Source organism: Erythrobacter litoralis, assembly GCF_001719165.1.
GTDB lineage: Bacteria > Pseudomonadota > Alphaproteobacteria > Sphingomonadales > Sphingomonadaceae > Erythrobacter > Erythrobacter litoralis.
Genome location: NZ_CP017057.1, coordinates 1,760,698 through 1,785,051, shown reverse-complemented (window position 1 = coordinate 1,785,051; position 24,354 = coordinate 1,760,698). Strand labels below are relative to the sequence as shown.

The window sequence follows — 24,354 nt, the reverse complement described above, 5'->3', positions numbered from 1 at the left end:
TCGTGAATGACAGTCACCAGGTCTTCTCGAATTTGTTGCGCAGGTAGATGGCGATGCCGTTCATCATGAGGAGGAACAGCAGGAGGACGATGATCGTCGCGCTGGTCCGCTCGACGAAGCCGCGGTCGATTTCATCCGACCACAGGAAAATCTGCATCGGCAGTACAGTAGCCGGCGCGGTAAAGCCATCGGGCGGCGTCGCCACGAAAGCGCGCATGCCGATCAGGATCAGCGGCGCGGTCTCGCCCAGCGCGCGCGCCATGCCGATGATCGTGCCGGTCAGCATGCCGGGCAGCGCCAGCGGCAGGACATGGTGGAACACCACCTGCACCGGCGAGGCGCCCACCGCGAGCGCCCCGTCGCGGATCGACGGCGGGACCGCCTTGATCGCGTTGCGCCCGGAAATGACGATCACCGGCATGGTCATCAGCGCCAGCGTCATGCCACCGATGATCGGCGTCGAGCGCAGGTTCGGGAAGACCGTCAGGAAAACCGCCAGCCCGAGCAGGCCGAAAATGATCGAAGGCACCGCCGCGAGATTGTTGATCGACACTTCGATGAGGTCGGTCCAGCGGTTCTTGGGCGCGTATTCCTCGAGATAGAGGGCGGAGAGAATGCCGATCGGAAAGGCGAGGACGAACGTCACCAGCATCGTCAGGATCGAACCCTTCAATGCCCCCCAGATGCCGGCCATCTGCGGGCTTGTCGCATCCGAGCGGGCGAAAAAGCCCCAGTCCCAGTTCTTGGCAAGCTTGCCCTCGGCCTCCAGCCGGTCGGCGAGCGCCTGCATTTCGGGTGACCCTTCGTCATTGAGCCCCGAGGCAAGGTCGGAGGAAGCCGGCAGCCACAGCGTCGTCCTGCCGTAGATCAGCGCGGGATCATCCGCGAGCGCGCGGGCGACATCGCGCCACGCACCGCGATAGACCTGCTCGGCCCCTTCTTCGCCCAGCGACCGTTCGGCGTAGATTTCCACGACCGCGGGCAGGCCCTGCAGTTCCAGCACCTGCATCGCGGATGGCGCGGTGAGCGAGACCTCGTCTCCGGTGACGCCCGCTTCGGCGAAATCGATCTCCACCGCGAGCTCCGCTCGCTGCAGGCCGGGAATGCCGTTCACCAGCATGTTGGCGAGCAGGAAGATCAGCGCCGCGATGGAAAAGCCGATCGCGCCGAGGCCCAGCGCCTTGAAATTGCGCTCGGAGCGATACCGCTTTGCCAGCCGCTTTTCGAAAGCGGCTGTCCGGGTCGGTGGCTCGCTCGCCTGCATGACGGCCATGTCGGGGGTGAGGGGTGTGCTACTCATAGGCTTCGCGGAACCGTTTGACGACGCGCAGGGCGATGATGTTGAGAGCAAGGGTGACGAGGAACAGGACGAAGCCCAGCGCAAAGGCGCTGAGCGTCGTGGGGTGGTCGAAACTGCCCTCGCCGGTGAGCATCTTGACGATCTGAACGGTGACCGTGGTCATACGGTCGAACGGGTTGGCCGAAAGGTTCGCCGCGGTCGAGGCGGCCATGACGACGATCATCGTTTCCCCGATCGCGCGGCTGACGGCAAGCATGACGCCCGCGACGATGCCGGGAAGGGCCGCGGGAAACAGCACGCGCTTGATCGTTTCCGACTGGGTCGCGCCCATGGCGAGGCTTCCGTCGCGCATCGCGCTTGGCACGGCTGCGATCGAATCGTCCGCCATCGAGGAGACGAAGGGGATGATCATGATGCCCATGACGATGCCCGCCGCAAGCGCGCTTTCGGTCGAGGCATTGGTCATGCCGAGCGCCACCGCCGCGTCGCGGAAGGCGGGGGCGACCGTCAGCGCGGCGAAATAGCCGTAGACGACGGTGGGGACGCCGGCGAGGATTTCGAGCATGGGCTTGACCCAGGACCGCAGCCGCCGGTCGGCATATTGGGTGAGATAGACCGCGCTCATCAGCCCGAGCGGAATGGCCACGATCATGGCGATGATCGCGCCGATGAAGATCGTCCCCCAGAACAGCGGTATGGCGCCGTAGCGTGATCCGTCCGGGTTTTCCGGATTGCTCATCGGGTCGGGGTTCCAGAAGGTCCCGAACAGGAAATCCACCGGAGAGACCATGCCGAAGAAACGCACCGTCTCGAAGACGAGGCTCACGAAGATGCCGAACGTCGTCAGGATGGCGACCAGCGAGGCGAGCAGCAGTATGGCGAGCACGGTGCGTTCGACCCTCGTGCGGGCGCGGAAATCCGGGCGCACGCGCAGATAGGCGAAGGCGCCGCCGCCGAATGCGATGACCAGGGCGATGACGATCCCGATCACGCTGTAGCGGCCGATCGCCTCGCGATAGGGGGCGATCAGCACTTCGGCCCCTTCGTTGAAGACACCGGGCGCATTGCCCTGCGCGACTGCGCGCGCCTCTGCCAGCCATGCCTCGCGTTCGAATCCGAATTCGGGAAGGTTCGCCGCAGCGGGCGATGCGAGCACGCTTTGCGTGACGAGCTGAGGCGCGATCACCGACCAGAGGGCGATGAAGACGATCAGCGGCAGGACGATCCAGAGCGCGACATACCATGCGTGGTAGACCGGGCGGGCGACCGGGCGCGCGCCCGGATCGGCCTTCTGGAAGGTCCACGCCCGCGCGCGGCCGGCGAGCCAGCCGGCAAGACCAAGCCCGATGGCAATCAGGATAAGCGTGATCGGCGACATCAAAAGACTCTGTTGTTCCCGGACGACTTCGAATCCGGCTCGAACCCGGTAGGCCGGGCATTGAACTGGCGAAAGGCCCCCGCGCTAAGCCTTGCCCTTTGGCGGGCGCATGTTGAAGAAATAAGACACGCCGTTCACGACATCTCCTGCGCCTCGCTGGGTTCGGCCTGATCCTGTGCCGCGGGTGCGGTCTGCGGCTGCTGCGGTTCGGCCAGCGGGATGCGGATCGAGACGCGCGTTCCTTCGCCCAGCGTGCTGTCGATGTCGAGCCGTCCACGGTGGCGTTCCACGATATGCTTGACGATCGCAAGGCCGAGCCCGGTCCCCCCCGAAGCCCGGCTGCGGCCCGGATCGGTGCGGTAGAAGCGGCGGGTGAGATGCGGGATCTGCTCGGGCGCGATGCCTTCGCCGCGGTCGATCACGACGAGCCTCGCCTGATTCTCGCGCGAGAGGTCGAGCATGACCCGCACCGGCGCGTCGGCGGCGCCGTATTTGAGCGCGTTGTCGACGAGATTGCGGACCACCTGTTCGAGCTGCTGGCGGTCGCCATGGACCACCGGCGCGGCGCTCAATTCGAATTCCAGCCGCTCGCTCCGGTCCGGCCCCGCACCCTCGCGCGCGGCGCGCTCGACCAGCGCGGCGAGTTCGATCCGGTCCTGCGGCGGATCGTGCTTTTCCGCCTCGACCCGCGACAGGCTCATGAGATCGCTGATGAGGCTCTGCAGGCGCCGCGCCTCGCGCTCGATCGTGGCGAGGAATTTCTGCGCGGTCGGCGAATCGAGGCTGTCCCCGCTTTCGCGCAGGGTTTCGACATAGCCGAGGATCGCGGCCATCGGGGTGCGCAGTTCGTGGCTCGCATTGGCGACGAAATCGGTATGTGCGCGGGAAATGTCGGCTTCGGCGGTCTGGTTGATGAGTTCGATCACGGCCAGCCTGTCGTCGATCGACTGGCGGTTTATCTGCCAGATGTCCTGCCGGCGCACCAATCCGCGCACGATCGCCTGCCCGTCGCGATTGCGGCCGAGCAGGGTGATCGCCTCGGGCTGGCGAAAGATCACCCGCGCATCCTGCCCGACGACATGCTGGCCGAGCATCCGCCGCGCCGCGCGATTGGCAAGCGCGATCGCGCCCAGTTCGGTGACAAGCAGCGGGATCGAGGAATTCTCGATCAGGCCGCGCATTGATTCGACGGTGAATTTCTTTTCGACCCGCACCGTCGGCGGCTCGGGCGGACGGATCGCCGCGACCAGCAGCGAACCCACCCATACCGCGAGCACCGCGAGCGCGACCACCGGGTCAATGCCCAGCAGCAGCAGCGCGACGAAGGTCACGGCGGCGAGGGTAATCCCGGCCACGGGGAGGGTCTCGATCCGGCCCATGATGTGTGCCTTATCGCCTCGCGACCGATGAGGAAAGCATGGAGGGGGAAACGCCCGCCGTGCCGGAGGCAAGGGGGCGAGCGAATGGTGACCCCTACGGGAATCGAACCCGTGTTTCAGCCGTGAAAGGGCCGCGTCCTAACCGCTAGACGAAGGGGCCACGTGCGCTTTGACAAGCGCCTGTCGCTCGTGAGAGCGCGCATCTAGGGGCCTCGCCGGGACGGGTCAACCCTGCTTTCGCGACATGCTGCGGTTTTTTTACAGCGCCCCGTCCCCGGCCCCGCATCAGTCGGCGAAGGCGGCATCCTCCAGGTGGAGTTCTGCCGCCGGACGCGCGCCCCAGTCGTCGAGCTTGACCCGCCCGGCAAGATGGAATCGGCGGCCCTGGTGGCGGTGGAGCAGGGTCTGCGCCATCTCGGTCTCGGCCGCGCGAAAGGCGATCGCCTTGAACGAACGCCCGTCATTGCCGCTCGCGATGAGACGAAGGTGATCCTTGCCGACGATATCCGCCTTGACGATCCGCACCGGCCCCACCGCGATGCGCGGTGCGGGCCAGCCGACGCCATAGGGTCCGGCCGCCTCGAGCGTTTCGCACAGGTCCGGCGTCAGCCCGCCGGGTGCAAGCGAAAGATCGAGCGCCATTGCCTGCCCGGCGCGCGCGCGTTCGACATCGCGCGCAAGGCGTTCGTCGAGGAATTCGGTGAAGGCGGAGAGATTCGCGTTCGGCACCGTCAGCCCCGCGGCCATGGCATGGCCTCCGCCCGCGACCAGCAGGCCGGCCTCTCGCGCGGCGATGATCGCGGCGCCGAGATCGACGCCCGAGATCGAGCGGCCCGAACCCTTGCCGGTGCCATCGGTTTCGTCCTGCGCGATGACGATGGCGGGCTTGCCGGTCTTCTCCTTGATCCGCCCGGCGACGATCCCGATCACGCCGGGATGCCAGCCGGTGCCCGCGAGCACGTGAACACCCATGTTGTGCTGCCCGGCCAGCTGCGCCTCGGCCGCTTCCTGCACCGCCGCCTCGATCGCGCGGCGTTCCTCGTTCAATTGCGAGAGCTGTTCGGAGATCGTGCGCGCTTCTTCGGGGTCGCGGGTCGTCAGCAGCCGCACGCCCAGCGTCGATTCCCCGATTCGACCACCCGCATTGATCCGCGGGCCGAGCGCAAAGCCGAGGTCGCTGGCGATCGGCGCTCGGGTGATGCGGCTTGCATCGATCAGCGCGGCCATGCCGATGCGCTGGCGCCGGGCGAGCACTTTCAGCCCCTGTGCGACGAAGGCGCGGTTGAGCCCGTGCAGCGCCGCGACATCGGCCACTGTCCCGAGCGCGACGAGATCGAGCAGCGCCATGAGATCGGGCTCATGCCGCCCCTCGAAGAAGTCCTGGCCGCGCAGCGTGCGAACCACCGCGACCGCCAGCAGGAATGCGACTCCGACGGCGGCGAGATGGCCATGCGCGGCGGCAAGATCGCTTTCGTCGAGGCGGTTCGGATTGACCAGCGCCGCCGTCTCGGGAAGTTCGGGCGAGCATTTGTGGTGATCGACCACGATCACGTCGACCCCTGCCGCCTTGGCCATCGCCAGCGCTTCGTGCGCCATCGCCCCGCAATCGACCGTCACGATCAGGCTCGACCCGGTTTCGGCGAGCCTGACCAGCGCTTCCCCGCTCGGCCCGTATCCTTCGAGCAGGCGGTCGGGGATGTAGTATTCCGCGTCCGAGCCGAGCCCGCGCAGCAATTCGATCATCAACGCCGCGCTGGTCGCCCCGTCGACATCGTAATCGCCGTAGATCGTGATCTTCTCGCCCGAAAGCACCGCCGCCGCGATCCGCTGGGCGGCGCGGTCCATGTCACGAAATTCCGAAGGGTCGGGCAGGAAGTCGCGCAGGGTAGGTCTCGCATGGCGCGCGACATCTCCGGCGGCGACACCGCGGGTCATCAGCAATTGCGTCAGGATGTCATGTCCAAGTCCGCCCGCGCCGCCGCCTGAGCTTCCGCCTGAGCCTTCGCCGAGATCCATGTTGCCGCCGCGCCAGCGCCACGCCCGGCCCGACAGCGATTGCGTCACGCCGAGCACGCAGGCGCGCGCGCTGGTGGTGCCGGGTTCGGGGGGGAGCGAGCGGGTTGCCATGGGCGATGACGCTACACCAGCGCAGGCGCGCGCGACAGGGCGCGGCGTTGACAATCGACAGGCGGGAGAGGCAGGCCCCTTTCGGTGAACGAAACCGATATCCGGAACCGGCTTCTCATCGCCTGGCACAGCCGCACCGGGGCGAGCGAGGCGATGGCCCGCGCCGCCGCCGGGGGTGCGGGCGATGCCCTCCTGCTGCGCTGCGACGAGGTCGAGCCGGACGCGATCATGGCGGCGGGCGGCTATCTTTTCTGCTGCCCCGAAAATCTCGCCACGATGAGCGGGGCGATGAAGGAGATGTTCGACCGCTGCTATTACCCCGTGCTCGGCCGGATCGAGGGGCGCCCCTTCGCCACGATCATCGCCGCCGGCTCCGACGGGGAGGGCGCCCAGCGCCAGATCGACCGGATCGCCCAGGGCTGGCGGCTGAAACGCGTCGCGGAACGGATGATCGTCAACTTCTCGGCCCAGACACCCGAGGCGATTCTCGCGGCCAAGAGCGTGCCCGAAGACACGCTCGCCGCGTGCGCGGAGCTTGGCGAGGCGCTCGCCACCGGTCTTCGCGAGGGGATTTTCTGAGCGCGTCCATCCCGCTCTGGAACACGTAGTATTCGGGACTCGACGAGGCACGTCAAACAAGTCAAAGTCTTCCACCCGGGATCGAGGTGAGGACGGTTTTCATTGGGGGGAAAGGTCATCGCGCAGCAAGCGAATGACAATACCGGGCTTTACCTGCTGTTTGCCCCGGGCAAGCGGCCCGATCGGGATTCAATCCGCCGTTTCGCCGAACGCCATCCGGCAGTCTCGCTAAGCCACGACCCGTTCGACCCTCCCACGCCCGGCCTGATCGCGGCGAGCGCGGACGGCGATGCGCCTGCCGCGCCCGCAGGGGCCGACCTCGCCGAGAAGGTCTGGGTCGAACTGCTGCGCGACGGGCTGACTTTCGACCTGCGCGGCTTGGTGCCGGGAAGGGCATGCCCCGTGCCCCATGTCGAAAATCTCTTCGACATGGAGGATGCGCCCAACCTGTCCACCTGCGAGGGCATGCGGATCATGCCCGGGCCGCATCTTGCCGGCGGAGAGCGAACCGTGCCGGTGATGCGCGGAATGATCGCGCTCGCCCGCGATCTCGTTCATCATTTCGACGATCTGGCGGCGGTCGCCTGGCCGCCCGCGAAAAGCGCGATAGGCCGGCGGTTCTTCGAATCGACCGTCACCGCATGGCTCGAAGGCGGGGCCTTTCCCGCGCTCGGCCTGACCGCGTTCCGAGAAGACATCGACGGCGCCTTGCAGAGCGTGGGGCTGGAACACTGGATCGGGCAGGAGCTCAGGATCGAGCCGCCGCTTTCGGCCGACCGGGCCAGCGCGACGCGGCTCGGCGTGCGGCTCGTCAACCAGCTCGTCCTCGTCGGTGGCCTCGACGAAAGCGAGCGGATCATCGCGCCCGACGGCACGCGGCTGATCCTTCGCCCGTCGCGCAATGGGCGCTTCATCCGGGTCTGGCGGGAGTAACCCTTGCAAGGGGGGGCGCACAGGGCAGGGCCGGGCATGGCGAGGCGGACGGCGATCCCGTTCCGCAACGTCAATCGCAAGGGCAGCCCCGGCTTCGATCCCGGCCTCCAGCGCCACCACCTCCTGCCCCGCCAGCTGCTGGGCGAGCGCTGTTTCGGGACTCTTTTCGAAGGGGTCGGGCGAGGTTCGGTCGGGTTCGACGATTTCCGCGTCAACGGCCTGCTCCTGCCAGCGACCGAGGAGGCGACCTTGCGGCTAGGCATGCCGCTCCATCGCGGCCCGCACCGGCGTTACAACGAAGTGGTGATCGAACGCGTGGGGCGGATCGAACGGCGCTGGGCACAGTCCCGCCGACACGATCCCGAGGCCGCGCTCCACGAAGCGCTGTTGCGGCTCTGCCTGCTGCAAGGGGCCTTGCGCCGCCAGCTCCTCGACGAGCGGCGGCGCTTTCTCCTCAATCGCAGGGATCCGCTGGGCGCCGGCTTCGACTTCACCGAACTCGACGCGATGGCCGAAACGCTCTGGGTTTCGACGCGGGAGGCTTGAGCTGGCCTTACTCGGCCGCCTCGGCGAGGCTTTCCCACGCGGTGTAGTTCGAATTGGCGACAAGCTGGCTTTTGGCCGCGTGATATTCGCGCTCCATCCGGGCGACGAGATCCTCGACCGATCCGACCGACTTGACCGCACCGACACCCTGGCCCGAACCCCAGATGTCCTTCCACGCCTTGGCCTTGGTGTTGCCGCCGCTGCCGAAGTTCATCTTGGAAGGATCGCTGACGGGCAGGTTGTCGGGATCGAGCCCCGCGTTCTCGATCGAGGAGCGCAGGTAATTGCCGTGCACGCCGGTGAACAGGTTGGTGTAGACGATCCCCTCGGACGAGCCTTCGACGATGCCTTGCTTGTAGCCTTCGGTCGCGTTCGCTTCCTCGGTGGCGATGAAAGCGCTGCCCGAATAGGCGAAATCCGCGCGCAATGCCTGGGCCGCGAGGATCGAGGCGCCGTGCGCGATCGAACCCGACAGCGCCACGAGCCCGTCGAACCATTCGCGGATTTCCTGCATCAGCGCGAAGGGCGACAGGGCGCCTGCGTGCCCGCCCGCGCCGGCGGCAACCGGGATGAGGCCGTCGGCGCCCTTTTCGATCGCCTTTATCGCAAAACGGTTGTTGATCACGTCGTGCATCGTGATCCCGCCCCAGTTGCGGACCGCGTCGAATACCTCGGTGCGCGCGCCGAGCGAGGTGATGATCATCGGCACCTGCCATTTCTCGCAGGTCGCCATGTCCGCTTCGACCCGGTCGTTGGTCTTGTGAATGATCTGGTTGACGGCAAAGGGCGCTGCCGGGCGGTCGGGGTGCTCGCGGTTATGCTTGGCGAGCTCTTCGGTAATCTGGTGGAGCCATTCGTCGAGCAGGCTCTGCGGGCGCGCGTTCAGCGCCGGGAAGCTGCCGATGATCCCCGCCTTGCATTGCGCGATCACCAGTTCCGGTCCGGACACGATGAACAGGGGCGAGCCGATCAGCGGCAGGCGCAGGTGGTCGAACGGAGCGGGAAGCGGCATCGTGGAATGTCTCCTGAGAGGGTTGCGTCTTGAGATGTGACAGTGTGTCCTTAGCGGAGCACCTCTTCAATGTCATAGAAGCGCGCCGCGTTCCCGGCATAAAGGTCGGCCTTTTCGTCGGCGCTGGCGCCGCCGGTGATCCGTTTGAAGGCGTTCCACAGGACGGGATAGCTCGCCCCCCAGTAATCGACCGGGTAATTGCTTTCGAACATGGCGCGCCTGGGCCCGAAGGCTTCGATGCAGGTTTCGACATAGGGGCGCCACATGCGGGCCAGTTCCTCGGAGCCGAGACCGGCGGCGGGGCCTTCGTTCGGCATGGCGCAATTGTGCATGGCGAGCCCGCCGAGCTTCACCATGACGTTGTCGCACCGGGCGAGCTCGCGAATGTTCGCAGCCCAGATATCGAAGCGCTCTTCAAGCCTGCCCTCATAGCTCGCGCAGCCCAGGGGCGTGCCGCAATGGTCGAGGCAGATCGGCACGTCCGGAAAGGCGCGGGCGAGGTCGATCACGTCGGGGATCTGCGGCTCGAGGATCCAGGCATCGAAGCTCATGTTCCGCTTGCCCAGTTCGGCGAAGCCTTCGCGGAAGGTGGCGTCGCGGTACAATCCCTCGGGCGCATGGAAGGGCGGGCCGAGCACTTCGGGGTCCTTGTCCCATGCGCCCTGGTGGCGAATTCCGCGAAATCTTGCAGGCGCGGCCGCCTTGAGCGCGTCGAGCACCTCGCCCGCTGCCGCGCCGCGCGTCAGGTCGGCATGGCCGACGATCCCGGCGCACCAGCGCACTTCGCCGTAAAGCCCGCTGGCGGCCTGTGCGGCGACACCGTTCACGAATTCGACCTCGCCCACCGGGCCGAACGCTTCGCCTAGCGCAGGGTTGTAGAAGGCGCCGCACTCCATGAAGACGCTGGCGATCACCTTGTGCCCGCTGGTCGCATGAGCGTGGAAGTGGTCGAACGTGTAATAGGAATGCGGCACGAGCGCCTCGATGAAGCGGTGGCGCGGCTCGGGAAACATCGGGAGAAGCGGGCGCAGGTCCCACAGGTGATGGTGCGGGTCGATGATCGCCAAATCGGGTTCGAGGATCTCTTCGGCCCGGGCTTCGGTTTCGCTCATTCTCGCTCTCCCCTTGCGGCGCCGTTTCCCGGCACTCGATTCGCATATGTCTATGGCACGCAAGGCGTTCCAGTCACACGGTGCGCGCGCAGAAATTCGTGATTGGTCATCGGGCATGGGCGGGCCGGGCAAGCGAGGACACGGGCCGCACGCCGCGCCTGCATCCGGGCCGGGCCAGTAAAAGACCACATTTGTTAAATGCCATGGCGCTGAGATTCACGCCTTCGAGGACTGTGCAGTCGTTCGTCGAAAAGATTGCCCAATGCCGGGACCTATTCCAGCAAGCCGCCATTGGTAGGGCAGGAGGTAATCATCATGCTTAAATGGGCTATCATCTTCCTTATCATCGCGCTTGTCGCGGCGCTTCTGGGCTTTGGCGGACTGGCAGGGGCGGCGACAAATATCGCCTATGTCCTGTTCATCGTCTTCCTCGTTCTCGCCGTGATCGCTTTCGTGCGCGGCCGCGCCTGACGCTTCAGCGTACCGCGCGCACGTAAAGGTGCCAGGTCGCATGGCCGAGCACCGGCAGTGCGACCATCAGGCCGACAAAGGCGGGGATCATCGCCAGGGCGAGCAGCCCGGCGATGATCGCCGCCCAGGCCAGCATCACGAACAGATTGCCGCGCATCACCGCGAAACTGGCGATGATCGCGCTCGGAAAGCTGACCTTGCGATCGACCAGCATCGGCAGGCTGATGACCGTCATCGCGTAGAAGGCGAGCGCCATCAAGCCGCCGACTGCGCTTCCCACCGCGAGCATGGCCAGCCCCGCGGGCGTGACCAGCGCGGCAAGGCTTTCGCTTCCCATCCCGCTTTCGGCCATGAAGATCGCGAAGATCGCATGGGCGACGATCATCCAGAATGAAAACGCGACGAACACGATCACGCCCATCGACAGGATCTGGTCGTCCCCGTGCCCCTTCAATGCGCCGAGCACCGGCCCCCAGCCGAGCGGCTCTGCGCGCTGGCGCCTGCGGCTCGCTTCGTAGAGGCCGACCGCGACGAAGGGCGCGATTAGCGGAAATCCCGCCGCTGCCGGGATCAGCCAGGACAGTTCCCCGCCGACCAGCGCGACATAGAAGGCCGCAAGCCCTGCCAGGACATAGACCCCGCCGAAAAACAGGCCGTATTGCGGCGCGGCGATAAAATCGCGCCAGCCAGCGCCAAGCGCAGCGGTGAGATCGCCGAGCGTCAGATCGGTCGCGATGACCGCTGGAGCGGCGACATCAAGTCCCGCAGATTCGGGTAACGTGCCCATGTTCCATCCTCCCCTCTCCAACGGGGCGACGATCTTGCGCCCAAGCGCACGACTTCGCAAGATCGCCATGTTTTTGCTTGCCAGATGGGGGCCGAGGCGATGAGACTGCGCAGCGGTCCTGTCTTGTCATGGATGCCGGATGCCATGTCTCAGCCTGCTTGGTTACCGCCCCATAGCTCTGCGGGCGCACGCTCTGTGTGCGCCGGGGTTCCCGCGATCGAGAGCCGCCGGTCTTCCGTCGGTCTCGTCGCAATCGTCGTCCTGGCCGCGACCGCGGGCATAACCGCGACCAACGCGCTCGCCTTTTCCCGCGCGGACAGCGTGGTCTGGCAGTGGCATGCCGCGACCGGGGGCTGGATCAATCCGAACCTAGTCCTGTTCCTGTCGCTGACTGCCCTGATCGTGGGCGGGCTCATCATCGCAAAGGGAGGACTGCGCCTTGCCGATCTCGGCCTCGCGCCGGGATGGGTCGCGCTGCTCGCAGGGCTGCTGCTCGCCGGATGGCTGGCGGCCAACGCCCTCGCCGTGATCGCGACCATCCTGGCAGGCGCGCCGGTCGAATATCACGGATCGTGGCAGGAACACGGCGCGGGGAATGTGGTCGGCCTGTTCGCGGCGATGGTGCTGGGGACCGCCCTGTTCGAGGAGACGGTGTTCCGGGGCTATCTCCTGCCCCAGCTTCACTTCGCGCTGTCGGGGAGGATCGCGGGCGAACGGCTGCGGCTCGCGGCCGCCCTGGTCGGATCCGCCGCGATCTTTGCGCTCTGGCATCTGCCGACGATCCTACTCAACGGCTCGGCCGGTCTCGCCGCGATCTTCGGCGCGCTCGCCTACATGATGCTCGGCGGAATCCTTCTCTCGCTGCTCTATCTGCGCACGGCCCGGCTCGAGGTCGCGATTGCCGGCCACGCGCTCGTCAATGCGCCGACACTCATCGTGGCGAGCCCGGTGTCCGGATCGCTGCTGGCGGGGGTAGTGGGCGTTGCGGCGATCCTTGCAGGGCCATTGCTCGTCGGCCGGAACCACTCGTTCGGCCTTGCCCGGCCGGTGGCCGTCTAGCGGCGGGCCACCGCCGAATTCGCCGCCGAAAGCACTGCTCGCACGCTGGCGGTTGCGACATCCTCGTCGATGCCGCAGCCCCAGATCGTGTGCCCGCTGGTGTCGCGGCATTCGAGATAGGCTGCCGCGCGGGCATCCGTCCCGGTGCCAAGCGCGTGTTCGGAATAATCCGCCACTTCGAGTTCGACCCCGAAGGCTTCGCGGATCGTGCCCATCACGGAGGAGATGAGCCCGTTGCCGCGGCCCGAGACGCTCTGCTCCCGGCCCTCGACCGCGATCGTGCCTGCAAAAACCCGGGTTCCATCGGCGGCGCGGCTTTCCTCGTAATCGACCAGCTGGAAGTGCTTCGGGTGCGTCTTGACGTGATAGGCGCTTCGAAAGGCGTTCCAGATGTCGGCGGCGTTGAGTTCGCGCCCCAGTTCGTCGGCGAGACGCTGGACCTCCTTCGAGAAATCGGCCTGCATCCGCTTGGGCAGCTTCAATCCCTGGTCCTTTTCCAGCACCCAGGCGAAGCCGCCCTTGCCGGACTGCGAATTGACCCGGATCACCGCTTCGTAATTGCGACCCAGATCGGCCGGGTCGATCGGCAGGTAGGGCACGCGCCATGCCTCGTCATTCTGCCTCTCGCGCGCTTCGAAGCCCTTCTTGATCGCGTCCTGGTGGCTGCCGGAAAACGCGGTGAAGACAAGTTCGCCGCCATAGGGGTGGCGCTGGTGAACGGGCAGGTCGTTGCAGTACTCGACCGTCTCGATCACCCGGTCGATGTCGGAGAAATCGAGCCGCGGGTCGACACCTTGCGTGTAGAGATTGAGCGCCATCGTCACGAGGCAGCAATTGCCGGTCCGCTCGCCATTGCCGAACAGGCACCCCTCGACCCGGTCCGCGCCCGCCATCAGGCCCAGTTCCGCCGCCGCGACCCCGGTGCCGCGGTCATTGTGCGTGTGGAGCGAGATGACGGCGCTTTCGCGTCTGGGCAGGTGACGGCAGAAATATTCGATCTGGTCGGCATAGACATTGGGCGTCGCCGCCTCGACCGTGGCCGGCAGGTTGAGGATGATCGGATGGTCGGGCGTGGGCTGGAGCACTTCCATGACGGCAGAAGCGACCTCGATCGAGAAATCGAGTTCGGCGGTCGAGAAAGTCTCCGGCGAATACTGGAAATGCCAGTCGGTCCCGGGGCGCCTCGCCGCTTCGTCGCGCAGGACTTTCGCGCCCTTGACCGCGATGTCGCGCACTTCCTCGCGGGTCATGCGAAAGACGATCTCGCGCCATGCCGGGCTGACCGCGTTGTAGAGATGGACGATCGCGCGATGCGCGCCTTCGAGGCTGTCGAAGCTGGTGCGGATAAGGTCCTCGCGGCTCTGCGTGAGGACCTGCACGGTCACGTCTTGGGGAATGTCTCCCGACTTCACTAGGCCGGAGATGAAATCGAATTCGGTCGCCCCGGCGCTGGGGAAACCGACCTCGATCTCCTTCACCCCGATTTCGACGAGAAGGTCGAAGAAACGGCGCTTCTTCACCGCGTCCATTGGATCGATGATCGACTGGTTGCCGTCGCGAAGATCGGTCGAAAGCCAGCGGGGCGCGGCCTCGATCAGGCGGCTCGGCCATTGGCGGTCGGGCAGGTCGATCTGCCCGAACGGGCGATATTTGGCTGATGGGTTCTTGAGCATGGAAAAGCTCGCTTCTGGATGTCGTGAGGATTGCGGCGGCGTCACCCTTGGGAGCGATGCCGCGGCTCGATCACGCGCGGCTCATCACGCCCAAGGGCGCATAAGTCGTAGAAGCGAGATGCCGGTCCGTATCATGAGGGGCGCCTTAAGCCGATTGCAGCGGCTTGCGCAAGGGGGAAGGGCACGTATCTTGCGCGGCAGGCGCTCTTCGCGGCAACAAAGAGCGCCTCAGCCGCAGCGTGCGTCGCGGATGATGTTCTGCGCATCGAGCATCAGGTTGAGCCGCGGATTGGTGGGGTCGGGCGCGATATAGCTCGAACCGGCCTGGATGAAGCGCACCTCGTTCGCGCCGCCGATCACCTCCATGATCTCGGCGCGGGTCGCATCGTCGGCTGCGCGGCCGAGATAGGGTGCCATGGCAGGCGCGTTGCAGAGCTTTGCTTCGGGGTCGGTCGCGGTGCCGGGGACATACGGGCCGGGCGCTGCGCCGGGCAGGGGCTGGGCGATGCGCGGGGCCTGGGTCGGCGCGGGCAAGGGCGAGGCGTCCTTGATCCGGGCGGCGAAGGCGTCGGCTGCGTTGCCGGTTTCGCCCGCCGGCTCCGGCGAACCGCAGGCGGCGAGCGCAAGAGCCAGAGGCACGATGACGGCGAACGGTGCGGGGATCGAAAGCGTGGTCATGGCGATGCTGCGTCCTTGGCAATTTCAGCGGCGCTCAAGCGCCCGCGAGGTTGCAGTTTGATGACATGCCCGATCTTGCGGCCTGCTCGAGGGTTTTCCCGCTATCTCCAGCGCAGGCGATCCTGCGTGAGCTGGTCCACGCTCGTCACGCCCATCAGGCGCATGCCGCGCTCGATCTCGTCCTTGAGGATGGAAAGCGCGCGTTCGACCCCGTCCTGTCCCGCCGCCGCCAGCGCATAGAGGTAGAGCCGCCCTCCCGATGCCGCATCGGCCCCCGCGCACAGGGCCTTGAGCGCATGGGTGCCGCGCCGCACGCCGCCGTCGCAGATGATCTCGATCTCGCCGCCCACCGCGTCGACGATCTCTGGCAGCTGGTCGAAGGGCGCGCGACTGCCGTCGAGTTGCCGCCCGCCATGGTTCGACAGCATGATCGCATCGGCCCCGATCTCTACCGCGCGGCGCGCATCAGCGGCGCTCATCACGCCCTTCAATACGAAAGTCCCGCCCCATTGTTCGCGGATCGCCGCCGCCGTGCCCCAGTCCATCGAGGTATCGAGCATCGTGTTGAAATAGTCCGCGATGCTCAGCGCCTTGCTCGATCCTTCGGCGACGTGCGTGTCGAGATTGGGCAGGCGGAATTTCTCGCGCAGGAGGTAGTCGAGCGTCCATTTGGGCTTTGTCGCGTAGGAAATGACGCTCGCGGGCGTGAAGCGGGGCGGGGTGGTGAAGCCCGAATGGAGGCAACGCTCGCGCTTGCCCGAAACGATCGTGTCGACCGTCAGCGCGAGCGCGTCGAAGCCCGCTGCCTGGCAGCGCTCGATCATGTGGGTGTTGAGCGACTTGTCCTTGTGGACATATAGCTGGAACAGCTTCGGCCCGCTGGTGAGCTGGGCAATCTCCTCGATGCTGCGGGTCGCGAGGCTCGATATGCCGAACCACAGGCCGAACTTCTCCGCCGCCTTCGCCACGGCGCGCTCGCCCTCCCAGTGGAACGCGCGCTGGACCGCGGTGGGCGAAAGCATCAGCGGGAGCGCCGATCTGCGCCCGAGGATGGTGCAACTCGTGTCGATCTCGGCCACCCCTGCGAGCACGTCGGGCACGAGGTCGCAGTTTTCGTAGGACGCGGTGTTGCGCGCCTTGGTCAGCTCGTCATCCGCCGCCCCGTCGATGTAATCGAACACGGGGAAGGGCAGGCGCTTCCTGGCAAGAAGGCGGAAATCATCGATGCGGTGGCAGTCGGAAAGGCGCATGGTTGCTGGCGACTGCCCGATTGAGATGCGCGTGTCGAGTGCGCCTATTGCTTCTCGAAAGCGACGCTGATTTCGAGCTCTACCTCGTCGCTGACCAGCGGGAGCGCGTAATCGACGTTGAAATCGGAACGCCTGATCTCGGTCTCCGCCTCGAAGCCGACGGTTTCCTTGCCATTGGTGGGGTTCGTCCCGGCGCCGGTGAACTCCGCCTCGAGAGTGACCGGCTTCGTGATCCCGTTGAGCGTAAGGTTCCCTTCGATCATCGCGGTCGTGCCGTCGACCGTGACAGAGGTCGAGACGAAACGCGCCGGGGCCGGGTCGGCTCCGAAGAAGTCGGGGTCTCCGCCATCCTTCCCCGGGCGCAGCAGGTGGTCGGTGAGTTCCGCGCTCGCAGTGGTGACCGAGGCGACGGGGATCGTCACATCGACCGCCGCCGCTTCGAGATTGTCGGGATCGAGCGCAAGCGTGCCGGTCACATCGCCGAAGATGCCGAAATATTCGTTGAATCCGAAATGGTCGACTTCGAACAGGACCAGCGAATGGTCGGGATCGGCGGCGTAGGTCCCGGCCGTCACGCGCTCGGGATCGGATGCACCGGGGACTTCGGGGCCCGCCTGCGCGAAGAGCGTGGGCGCAGCGGTGATTCCCCCGGCGACGAGGGCGGTCGTAGCGGCGGCGGCGAGAACGAGTTTCTTCATGCGATGACTTCTCCGGTCGGGATGCAACATTCGCTAAGGCAATAGCCCAAGACCGCCCCCGGTTCCGTCAGTTCTTCTCCTTGTCGACCAGCTTTCCTTCGCCGATCCACGGCATCATCGCGCGCAGCTCCGCGCCCGTCTTCTCGATCGGATGCGCCTCGGCAGCCTTCCTCGCAGCCTTGAGTTCGGGCTGCCCTGCGCGGTTGTCGAGCACGAAGTTCTTGACGAAGCGGCCCGACTGGATGTCGGCGAGAACGCGCTTCATTTCGGCCTTGGTCTCATCGGTGATGATCCGCGGACCCGTCGTGATGTCGCCGTATTCGGCGGTGTTCGAGATCGAATAGCGCATGTTCGCAATGCCGCCTTCATAAAGCAGGTCGACGATCAGCTTGGTTTCGTGGAGGCATTCGAAATAGGCCATTTCGGGCGCGTATCCGGCTTCTACCAGGGTTTCGAAACCGGCCTGGATCAGATGCGTGATCCCGCCGCACAGCACCGCCTGTTCGCCGAACAGGTCGGTTTCGCACTCTTCCTTGAAATTGGTCTCGATGATGCCCGAACGCCCGCCGCCGACGCCTGCGGCATAGGCGAGCGCGACATCGTGAGCGGAGCCGGATGCATCCTGGTGGATCGCGATGAGGCACGGCACGCCGCCGCCGCGGACATATTCGGAGCGGACCGTGTGGCCCGGACCCTTGGGCGCGATCATGATGACGTCGATATCCGAAGGCGCCTCGATCAGGCCGAAATGCACGTTGAGCCCGTGCGCGAAGGCGAGCGCGGAGCCCGGCTTCATGTGGCCGGCAAGGTCGTTTTCCCAGATGCCCGCCTGGTGTTCGTCGGGGGCGAGGATCATGAGGATGTCGGCCCACTTGGCCGCCTCGGTGTTCGACAGCACCTTGAACCCGGCGGCTTCGGCCTTCTTCGCGCTGGAAGAGCCTTCGCGAAGGGCGATGGCCACTTCGGTGACGCCCGAATCGCGCAGGTTCTGGGCATGGGCATGCCCTTGCGAGCCATAGCCGAGCACGGCGATCTTCTTGCCCTTGATCAGGGAGAGATCGGCGTCGGCATCGTAATAGACTTTCATTTCTCGTATTCCCCTCGTTCGGCGAAGCGCCGGGAAGCCTTGCCCCCGGCATATTGTGCTTGCGCGAGGCCTAGGCGGCCGGGCGCATCGTGAAAAGTGGTGTCACGCCCCTCCGGCGCCGCGCATCATGCCGACGACCCCCGACCGGCCCACGCTGACAAGGCCGAGTTCGCGCATCAGCACAATGAAGCTGTCGATCTTGTCGGGACTTCCGGTCAGTTCGAAGACGAAACTGTGCGTGGTGGTGTCGACCACCTTGGCCCGGAACAGTTCGGCGATGCGCAGCGCCTCGACCCGTTTTTCGCCCGTTCCCGCGACTTTTATAAGCGCAAGTTCGCGTTCGACATGAGGTCCGGCCGTGGTGAGGTCAGTGACCTTGTGGACCGGGACCAGCCGTTCCAGTTGCGCCTCGATCTGGTCGATCACCGCCGGAGGCCCGTTGGTGACGATGGTGATACGGCTGATCGCGTGGTCCTCGGTTATGTCGGCCACGGTCAGGCTGTCGATGTTGTAACCGCGCGCGGTGAACAGACCGGTGATCTTGGCAAGGATCCCCGGCTCGTTATCGACCGTGACGGTAAGGACGTGGCGCTCGGACGGCGCTTCGGCGATCTTCATTCCCATGACGGCGGCTTTCCTCAGACCAGAGCCTTGGCTTCGTCGTCCATCGTGCCGAGCACCTGGTCGCCGTAAAGCAGCATGTCGGTATGCGCCGCACCCGACGGGATCATCGGCAGGCAGTTCGCGTCCTTGGCAACGCAGCAATCGACGATGACCGGGCCGTCATGCGCGAGCATCGCCTCGATCCCGGCGTCGAGGTCGCCGCGATCGGTGATGCGGATGCCTTTCCAGCCATAGGCTTCGGCGAGCTTCACGAAATCGGGCAGGCTGTCGGAATAGCTGTTCGAATAGCGGCTTTCATAGGTCAGCTCCTGCCACTGGCGGACCATGCCCATGTATTCGTTGTTGAGGATGAAGATCTTGACCGGCAGGCGGTATTGCGAAGCGGTGCCGAGTTCCTGGATGTTCATCTGGATACTCGCCTCGCCCGCAATGTCGATCACCAGTGCGTCCGGGTGGCCCAATTGCGCACCGATCGCCGCCGGGAGCCCGTAGCCCATCGTGCCGAGCCCGCCGCTGGTAAGCCACTTGTTCGGCTCCGCGAAGCCGAAATACTGCGCCGCCCACATCTGGTGCTGGCCGACCTCGGTGGTGATGATCGGCGAGCGCTCCTTCGTCAGCGCGAACAGCCGCTCGACTGCCTTCTGCGGCATGATCGCGGCCGGATCCTTCCTCGACGTGTCGGGATAGGCGAGCGATTCGCGCGCCCGCCAGCCGGCGATGCGAGCCTTCCATTCGCCCAGATCCTGCCCCCTGCGCGAAGAACCCCACGCCTCGACCATCTGGCCGAGCGCTGTTGCGCAATCGGCGACGATGCCGAGTTCTACGGTGACGTTCTTGTTGATCGAGCTTCGGTCGATATCGATGTGGATCTTCTTCGAATTCGGGCTGAAGGCGTCGAGCCGACCGGTCACCCGGTCATCGAAGCGCGCGCCGATGCAGACCATCACGTCGCACTGGTTCATTGCCATGTTCGCTTCGTAGGTGCCGTGCATGCCCAGCATGCCGAGCCAGTCGGGATGGTCGTGGCTGAACGCGCCGAGGCCCATTAGGGTCGAGGTGACGGGCGCGCCCGTGAGATCCTGGAAGGCGCGCAGGAGCCTGCTCGCTTCGGGGCCCGAATTGATGACGCCGCCGCCCGTGTAGAGGATCGGGCGCTCCGCCGCCTCGATCATCTCGATCGCCTCGGCGATCTGTTCGGCGGGCGCGACCATCTGGGGCTGGTAGCGATGCGGGGCGGGCGCGGCGCGGCGCGACATTCCCGGCACGGCGATCTGTACGTCCTTGGGAATGTCGATCACGACCGGCCCGGGGCGCCCGGTCGTGGCGATGCGGAAGGCTTCCTCGACCGTCGCGGCGAGGTCGGCGGGGTCCTTCACGAGGTAATTGTGCTTGGTGCAATGGCGGGTGATGCCGACCGTGTCGGCCTCCTGGAAGGCATCGGTGCCGATCAGGCCGGTCGGGACCTGTCCGGTGATGACGACGAGTGGGATCGAATCCATGAAGGCATCCGCAATCCCGGTGACCGCATTGGTCGCGCCGGGACCGGAAGTGACGAGCACCACGCCCGGCTTGCCGGTCGCGCGGGCATACCCTTCGGCCGCATGCGCCGCGCCCGCTTCGTGGCGGACGAGGATGTGGCGGATGCTGGGGTGTCCGAACAATTCGTCATAGATGGGAAGCACCGCGCCGCCGGGATAGCCGAACACGAATTCGACCCCCTGCTCGCCAAGGCAATCCATCAACAGGGCGGCTCCCGAACGCTGCGCCACTTTACCAATCTCCCGAAATGAAACCGGCCCGAAGCGTGGGTCGCATCGGGCCGATCAGGATATCCAAAAGGAAGGATCCCTCGATCAGCCTGCACCATCTACGATAAGAAGGACGAGCATGACGTGGGCCTTTCACCTTTCCTTTCGCCACGGTCGGCCATTGCAGCCTTTCGTGACGGAACCGAAACCATGCGCCGCATTTCAGGCGACGCCGTGCGGAATGCGAGCTAGACGCCACAATCTAATGCGTCAACCCTTAATCGCGTAATAATCCTGCGAAAAGATTATCCGTAGTGATATTTTGAGATTCGCCGCTTTCGTGAACTGTCGGCCAGCCCGCGCCCGACTGGTGCCTCAGCCAGGTGAATTGCCGCTTGGCGTAATTGCGGGTCGCCTGCTGGCCGGCCGCGATCATGTCGGCGCGGCTCGTTTCGTCGGCAAGATAGGCGGCGATCTCGGGCACGCCGATCGCGCGCATGACGGGCAGTGCAGGGTCGAGATCGCGTTCGAGCAACGTCTCGACCTCGGCCACGGCGCCTCTGCGCAGCATCGCCTCGAAACGCTCGTCGCAGCGGCGGTAGAGCGCCTCGCGATCGGGCAGAAGCACCGCGGCGTGCAGGTCCACCTCCTCTGCGATCCCCCCGGTCCTGGCGCGCTGCCAGTCGGCGAGCGTGACGCCGGTCGAACGCTTGACCTCCAGCGCGCGCGCGATGCGCTGGCTGTCGGTCGGGGCAAGCTGGATCGCGCGTTCGGGGTCCTCGATCATAAGCGCGGCATGGGCGCTATCCACCGGCAGCGCGCGGACCACGGCGCGGATTTCGGGATCGATCTCGGGAATGGGGGCGATGCCTTCGAGCAGGACCTTGATATACATGCCCGTCCCGCCGACGAGGATCGGCAGCGCGCCGGCCTCGTGCGCGGCGTCGATCTCATCCTTCGCGCGGTCCGCCCACGCGGCGGCGGAGCAGGCTTCGGCCCCGTCCCATTCGTCGTAAAGGAGGTGTGGATGGCGCTCGCGCTCCTGCGGGCCGGGCGCTGCGGAGAGGATCGGGATGTCGCGGTAAAGCTGCATCGAATCCGCGTTTATGATCCGCGCCTCGCGCTTGCCCGTGTCCGTCCACGCATCCGCCAGCCGCAGCGCAAGAGCGCTCTTGCCGCTGGCGGTCGGCCCTGCAATGAGCGCGAGCGGGCGCGTATTCGCGCGGCCTTCGGAGGATTTTTCAGGAGATTGCCTGGTGCTCATAGCCCGGCTGATAGCAGAGACGGGGCCCCAGGGAACCGTAGAAGCGGGAACCGAGGAAGCGGCCCCCGCGCCCGGGCTGGAGGCGCGGCTCGACGCGGCGCTCGCAGCGTTTGCGAAGGCCGACATGCCGGTCGCGGCCGCGGTGATGCTGCAGCATTGCGACGGAGTGCTCCAGCTCTCCTTTGCCGATGCCGCCCCCGCGGCGGTGCTGGAAGTGATCGACGCCCATTTCGGCCCGTGCGACGCGCTGGTCGGGGCGCCGGCGACGGGGGGCGAGATCATCGTGCCGCACCTGTTCGTCTCGGACATGGATTCGACCATGATCGGGCAGGAATGCATCGACGAGCTGGCGGACTATGCCGGGATCAAGGACCAGATCGCCGCGATTACCGAACGCGCGATGCAGGGCGAACTCGATTTCGAAGCTGCCCTGCGCGAACGCGTCGCCCTGCTCGAAGGGTTGGAGGAATCCGCGATAGATCGCTGTCTTTCCGAACGTATCCGCCCCAATCCGGGCGCGGCGACGCTGGTCGCGACGCTCGCGGCGAAGGGCGCGCGCAGCGTGCTGGTGACCGGCGGGTTTCATCATTTCGCCGATCCCGTCGGCGAGCGACTGGGTTTCGACCGGGTGGTGGGCAACCGGCTCGCGGTGAAGGGCGGAGTGCTGACGGGCGAGCTCGAAGGGCCGGTAACCGATGCGGGCGTCAAGGCGCGCGTGCTGGATGAGGAACTCGCACAGCTCGGCAGCGAAGCGCACAGCCTCGCGACCGGCGACGGGGCGAACGATATCCCGATGATCGAAGCGGCGAGCTACGGTTTTGCCTATCGCGCCAAGCCCAAGGCGCGCGCGGCGGCGAACGGGCGGATAGACAGAGGGGACCTTACCGCGGTGCTGTCGTTGTTCGGCATCCCGCGCGCCGATTGGGTCGAAAGGGCCTGAAACGCGCCCGGCCGTTAGGCGCGGGCGGCGAAAGGGTTTTGATCCGGGACCGGATCCTGCTATTTACACGAATGTAAGTAGTGCGGTGTTAAGCGCCGCCTAGCGATCAAGGGGCCCGACCATGAGCAAGGCAATCGACTACACCTCTCTCACCGCAGCCGACGGCACGGTTCTGTGCCATCCGGCCCGGCCTGAGCCGCGTTATTCGCTCCCGCGCGCGGTGAAGAACTTCCAGCTCCTGATGAAGGACAAGGAGGATACGAGCCTTGTCTTCAAGATCTACGAATCGCTTCCCTCGAAGGATTTCCTGCCGCGGGTGAGGGCGCTCGCCCTGTCGGAGCGCGGGGAATTGCTGCGCCGGACCGAGCCGAGCCTGCCCGAAATCCTCGACGATCATGCCGCGCTGCGCCAGACGCCCAAGGGCAGTCTCGCCCATGCCTATTGCGATTTCATGGAGAACGAAGGCCTGTCGGCGGCGGGGCTGGTTGCCGAGGCGGAAAAGCTCGGCCGCGCGAAATATCCCGATCTCGTGCAATGGTTCGCCGAACGCTCACGCGATACGCATGATCTTTTCCATGTCCTCACCGGATATGGCCGCGACGCTCTTGGCGAGCAGTGCGTGCTGCTGTTCACCCACGGTCAGTCGCCCACGCATGGCCACCTGCTGATCGGTTATGCGGGCGCGGCCAACATCAAAAAGATGGCGTGGGGCTCGAAAGCTCCCGTCTTTGGCGCGGTGAACCAGGCGAAGCGCACCGGCAAGGGGGCGCCGAGCCTGATCGAACAGCCGATCCGCGAACTGCTCAAGCAGCCGCTCGACCGGGTGCGCAGCGCGCTCAACATCCCCGCGCCGACGAAATACCGCGAATGTCACCGCATCTGGCGCGAGGAGGGGACCGATCCCTATGACCTGCTTGCAAGCGGCCCGGCGAGCGAGGAGCCGGTCGCGGCCTAGAGCCAGCTTGAAATCTGCGACAGCGGCTTCTTGCGAAGCGCATGGGCGGGCACGCTCGCATGCGCGCCGGGGTGGCCGACCACCACGATCATCAGCGGCTTTTCCCATTCGGGCCGCCCGCATGCCTCGCGCAGGAAACCCATCGGCGAGGGCGTGTGCGTAAGCGTCGCAAGGCCCGCTTCGTGGAGCGTCGCGATCAGCATCCCGCACGCAATCCCGACGCTTTCGCTGACGTAATAGTTCTGCGTGACCCCGTCCTCCTCGATCCCGCCCTTTCTCTGCGCGAAGACGACGATGAGATAGGGCGCGGTTTCGAGAAAGGGCTTGTCCGCATCGGTGCCAAGATCGCTGAGCGCGGCGAGCCATTGCTCGCTCGCCTTGGGGTCGTCGCCGTCCTCGCCGTAAAACCGCCGCTCCTCGGCCTCCGCCGCCTGCCGGATCGCGCGTTTTTTCGCGGGCGAGGCGACGACTGCGAAATGCCAGGGCTGGTGGTTCGCGCCATTAGGGGCCGTCGCCGCTGCTTCGATCGCTGCCTCGATCACTTCGCGCGGGACCGGTTCGTCCGAGAAATACCGGCAGGTGCGGCGCTGTTTGAGCCGGTCGCGCATCGCCCGGGCGCGGGTGATGCTTTCCTCGTCTGAAAGGCGCGGCAGCGAATAGGGAACGGTTTCATGCGGTTTCATGCCTCCCTCTATCCGGGCAGCCCGCGCATTTGTGAAGTGGACTATTAACTGACAGCCATGTAAATAATGGC

23 protein-coding genes and 1 tRNA gene are annotated in these 24,354 nt (G+C 65.9%); 7 read left to right on the top strand and 17 right to left on the bottom strand.

Annotated features, from left to right (window positions below; genetic code table 11):
* Positions 1-13: 13 nt before the first annotated feature.
* From pstA to recJ, 5 genes are all read right to left on the bottom strand, one after another.
* Complete coding sequence (gene pstA, locus Ga0102493_RS08530) at positions 14-1,300, bottom strand: phosphate ABC transporter permease PstA (RefSeq protein ID WP_081845529.1); 1,287 nt, start codon at positions 1,298-1,300, stop codon at positions 14-16.
* Positions 1,293-2,678 (bottom strand): phosphate ABC transporter permease subunit PstC, encoded by a 1,386-nt coding sequence (gene pstC / locus Ga0102493_RS08525; RefSeq protein WP_034901238.1) that lies wholly within the window; start codon positions 2,676-2,678, stop codon positions 1,293-1,295. The genes pstA and pstC overlap by 8 nt, the downstream gene beginning before the upstream one ends.
* Positions 2,679-2,812: 134 nt before the next feature.
* Positions 2,813-4,057, bottom strand: a complete 1,245-nt coding sequence (locus Ga0102493_RS08520) for an ATP-binding protein (protein ID WP_034901241.1) — start codon at positions 4,055-4,057, stop codon at positions 2,813-2,815.
* 85 nt (positions 4,058-4,142) lie between these two features.
* Positions 4,143-4,217 (bottom strand) — tRNA-Glu (locus Ga0102493_RS08515).
* Positions 4,218-4,342: 125 nt separating this feature from the next.
* Positions 4,343-6,184 carry a single-stranded-DNA-specific exonuclease RecJ gene (gene recJ, locus Ga0102493_RS08510; protein WP_051697606.1) on the bottom strand — a complete coding sequence of 614 codons (1,842 nt, stop codon included), beginning with the start codon at positions 6,182-6,184 and terminating at the stop codon, positions 4,343-4,345.
* A 153-nt stretch (positions 6,185-6,337) separates the two neighbouring features.
* Between recJ and Ga0102493_RS08505 the strand changes: the two genes are divergently transcribed.
* The 3 genes from Ga0102493_RS08505 to Ga0102493_RS08495 all read left to right on the top strand — a co-directional run bounded on the left by Ga0102493_RS08505 (position 6,338) and on the right by Ga0102493_RS08495 (position 8,242).
* A complete protein-coding gene (locus Ga0102493_RS08505; protein WP_051697706.1) occupies positions 6,338-6,763 on the top strand; it encodes a flavodoxin family protein in 426 nt (141 codons plus the stop codon).
* Between the two features lie 102 nt (positions 6,764-6,865).
* Complete coding sequence (locus Ga0102493_RS08500; protein WP_034901244.1) at positions 6,866-7,696, top strand: hypothetical protein; 831 nt, start codon at positions 6,866-6,868, stop codon at positions 7,694-7,696.
* Between the two features lie 36 nt (positions 7,697-7,732).
* Positions 7,733-8,242 (top strand): AHH domain-containing protein, encoded by a 510-nt coding sequence (locus tag Ga0102493_RS08495; RefSeq protein WP_081845530.1) that lies wholly within the window; start codon positions 7,733-7,735, stop codon positions 8,240-8,242.
* A 7-nt stretch (positions 8,243-8,249) separates the two neighbouring features.
* On the opposite strand, the gene Ga0102493_RS08490 is transcribed toward Ga0102493_RS08495, so the two are convergent.
* The gene (locus Ga0102493_RS08490) at positions 8,250-9,254 is read right to left on the bottom strand and encodes an NAD(P)H-dependent flavin oxidoreductase (RefSeq protein WP_034901247.1); all 1,005 of its coding nucleotides are present in this window, start codon (positions 9,252-9,254) and stop codon (positions 8,250-8,252) included.
* Between the two features lie 50 nt (positions 9,255-9,304).
* Entirely contained in the window at positions 9,305-10,366 is a 1,062-nt protein-coding gene (locus Ga0102493_RS08485) for an amidohydrolase family protein (RefSeq protein ID WP_034901249.1), read from the bottom strand.
* 315 nt (positions 10,367-10,681) lie between these two features.
* Here Ga0102493_RS08485 and Ga0102493_RS08480 point away from each other — a divergent pair, with 315 nt between their 5' ends.
* A complete protein-coding gene (locus Ga0102493_RS08480) occupies positions 10,682-10,837 on the top strand; it encodes a DUF1328 domain-containing protein (RefSeq protein ID WP_034901866.1) in 156 nt (51 codons plus the stop codon).
* Positions 10,838-10,841: 4 nt separating this feature from the next.
* Here Ga0102493_RS08480 and Ga0102493_RS08475 read toward each other — a convergent pair whose 3' ends face one another.
* Positions 10,842-11,624 carry a DUF2189 domain-containing protein gene (locus Ga0102493_RS08475; RefSeq protein ID WP_051697611.1) on the bottom strand — a complete coding sequence of 261 codons (783 nt, stop codon included), beginning with the start codon at positions 11,622-11,624 and terminating at the stop codon, positions 10,842-10,844.
* Between the two features lie 195 nt (positions 11,625-11,819).
* Here Ga0102493_RS08475 and Ga0102493_RS08470 point away from each other — a divergent pair, with 195 nt between their 5' ends.
* Positions 11,820-12,683, top strand: coding sequence for a CPBP family intramembrane glutamic endopeptidase (locus tag Ga0102493_RS08470; protein ID WP_051697613.1), 864 nt, complete (start codon positions 11,820-11,822; stop codon positions 12,681-12,683).
* Here Ga0102493_RS08470 and leuA read toward each other — a convergent pair.
* The 8 genes from leuA to miaA all read right to left on the bottom strand — a co-directional run bounded on the left by leuA (position 12,680) and on the right by miaA (position 21,705).
* Positions 12,680-14,356, bottom strand: coding sequence for a 2-isopropylmalate synthase (leuA, locus tag Ga0102493_RS08465; RefSeq protein ID WP_034901253.1), 1,677 nt, complete (start codon positions 14,354-14,356; stop codon positions 12,680-12,682). The two genes, Ga0102493_RS08470 and leuA, sit on opposite strands and share 4 nt — an antisense overlap.
* Before the next feature lie 228 nt (positions 14,357-14,584).
* Complete coding sequence (locus Ga0102493_RS08460) at positions 14,585-15,034, bottom strand: hypothetical protein (protein ID WP_034901256.1); 450 nt, start codon at positions 15,032-15,034, stop codon at positions 14,585-14,587.
* A gap of 101 nt (positions 15,035-15,135) precedes the next feature.
* Positions 15,136-16,284 carry an alpha-hydroxy acid oxidase gene (locus tag Ga0102493_RS08455; RefSeq protein WP_034901260.1) on the bottom strand — a complete coding sequence of 383 codons (1,149 nt, stop codon included), beginning with the start codon at positions 16,282-16,284 and terminating at the stop codon, positions 15,136-15,138.
* 44 nt (positions 16,285-16,328) lie between these two features.
* A complete protein-coding gene (locus Ga0102493_RS08450; RefSeq protein ID WP_034901262.1) occupies positions 16,329-16,982 on the bottom strand; it encodes a YceI family protein in 654 nt (217 codons plus the stop codon).
* Between the two features lie 67 nt (positions 16,983-17,049).
* Complete coding sequence (gene ilvC / locus Ga0102493_RS08445; protein ID WP_034901264.1) at positions 17,050-18,069, bottom strand: ketol-acid reductoisomerase; 1,020 nt, start codon at positions 18,067-18,069, stop codon at positions 17,050-17,052.
* Between the two features lie 102 nt (positions 18,070-18,171).
* Positions 18,172-18,693 carry an acetolactate synthase small subunit gene (gene ilvN, locus Ga0102493_RS08440; RefSeq protein ID WP_034901266.1) on the bottom strand — a complete coding sequence of 174 codons (522 nt, stop codon included), beginning with the start codon at positions 18,691-18,693 and terminating at the stop codon, positions 18,172-18,174.
* Between the two features lie 14 nt (positions 18,694-18,707).
* Positions 18,708-20,432: a biosynthetic-type acetolactate synthase large subunit gene (ilvB, locus tag Ga0102493_RS08435; RefSeq protein ID WP_034901267.1), complete on the bottom strand. Its 1,725-nt coding sequence runs from the start codon at positions 20,430-20,432 to the stop codon at positions 18,708-18,710.
* A 286-nt stretch (positions 20,433-20,718) separates the two neighbouring features.
* On the bottom strand, positions 20,719-21,705 hold the full coding sequence (miaA, locus tag Ga0102493_RS08430; RefSeq protein ID WP_034901269.1) for a tRNA (adenosine(37)-N6)-dimethylallyltransferase MiaA: 987 nt from the start codon (positions 21,703-21,705) through the stop codon (positions 20,719-20,721).
* On the opposite strand from miaA, the gene serB reads away from it, so the two are divergent.
* The gene (serB, locus tag Ga0102493_RS08420; RefSeq protein WP_236922188.1) at positions 21,698-22,645 is read left to right on the top strand and encodes a phosphoserine phosphatase SerB; all 948 of its coding nucleotides are present in this window, start codon (positions 21,698-21,700) and stop codon (positions 22,643-22,645) included. The two genes, miaA and serB, sit on opposite strands and share 8 nt — an antisense overlap.
* Before the next feature lie 121 nt (positions 22,646-22,766).
* Complete coding sequence (locus Ga0102493_RS08415) at positions 22,767-23,600, top strand: Coq4 family protein (RefSeq protein WP_034901272.1); 834 nt, start codon at positions 22,767-22,769, stop codon at positions 23,598-23,600.
* Here Ga0102493_RS08415 and Ga0102493_RS08410 read toward each other — a convergent pair.
* Positions 23,597-24,283: a nitroreductase family protein gene (locus Ga0102493_RS08410; RefSeq protein WP_034901274.1), complete on the bottom strand. Its 687-nt coding sequence runs from the start codon at positions 24,281-24,283 to the stop codon at positions 23,597-23,599. The two genes, Ga0102493_RS08415 and Ga0102493_RS08410, sit on opposite strands and share 4 nt — an antisense overlap.
* Positions 24,284-24,354: the final 71 nt, after the last annotated feature.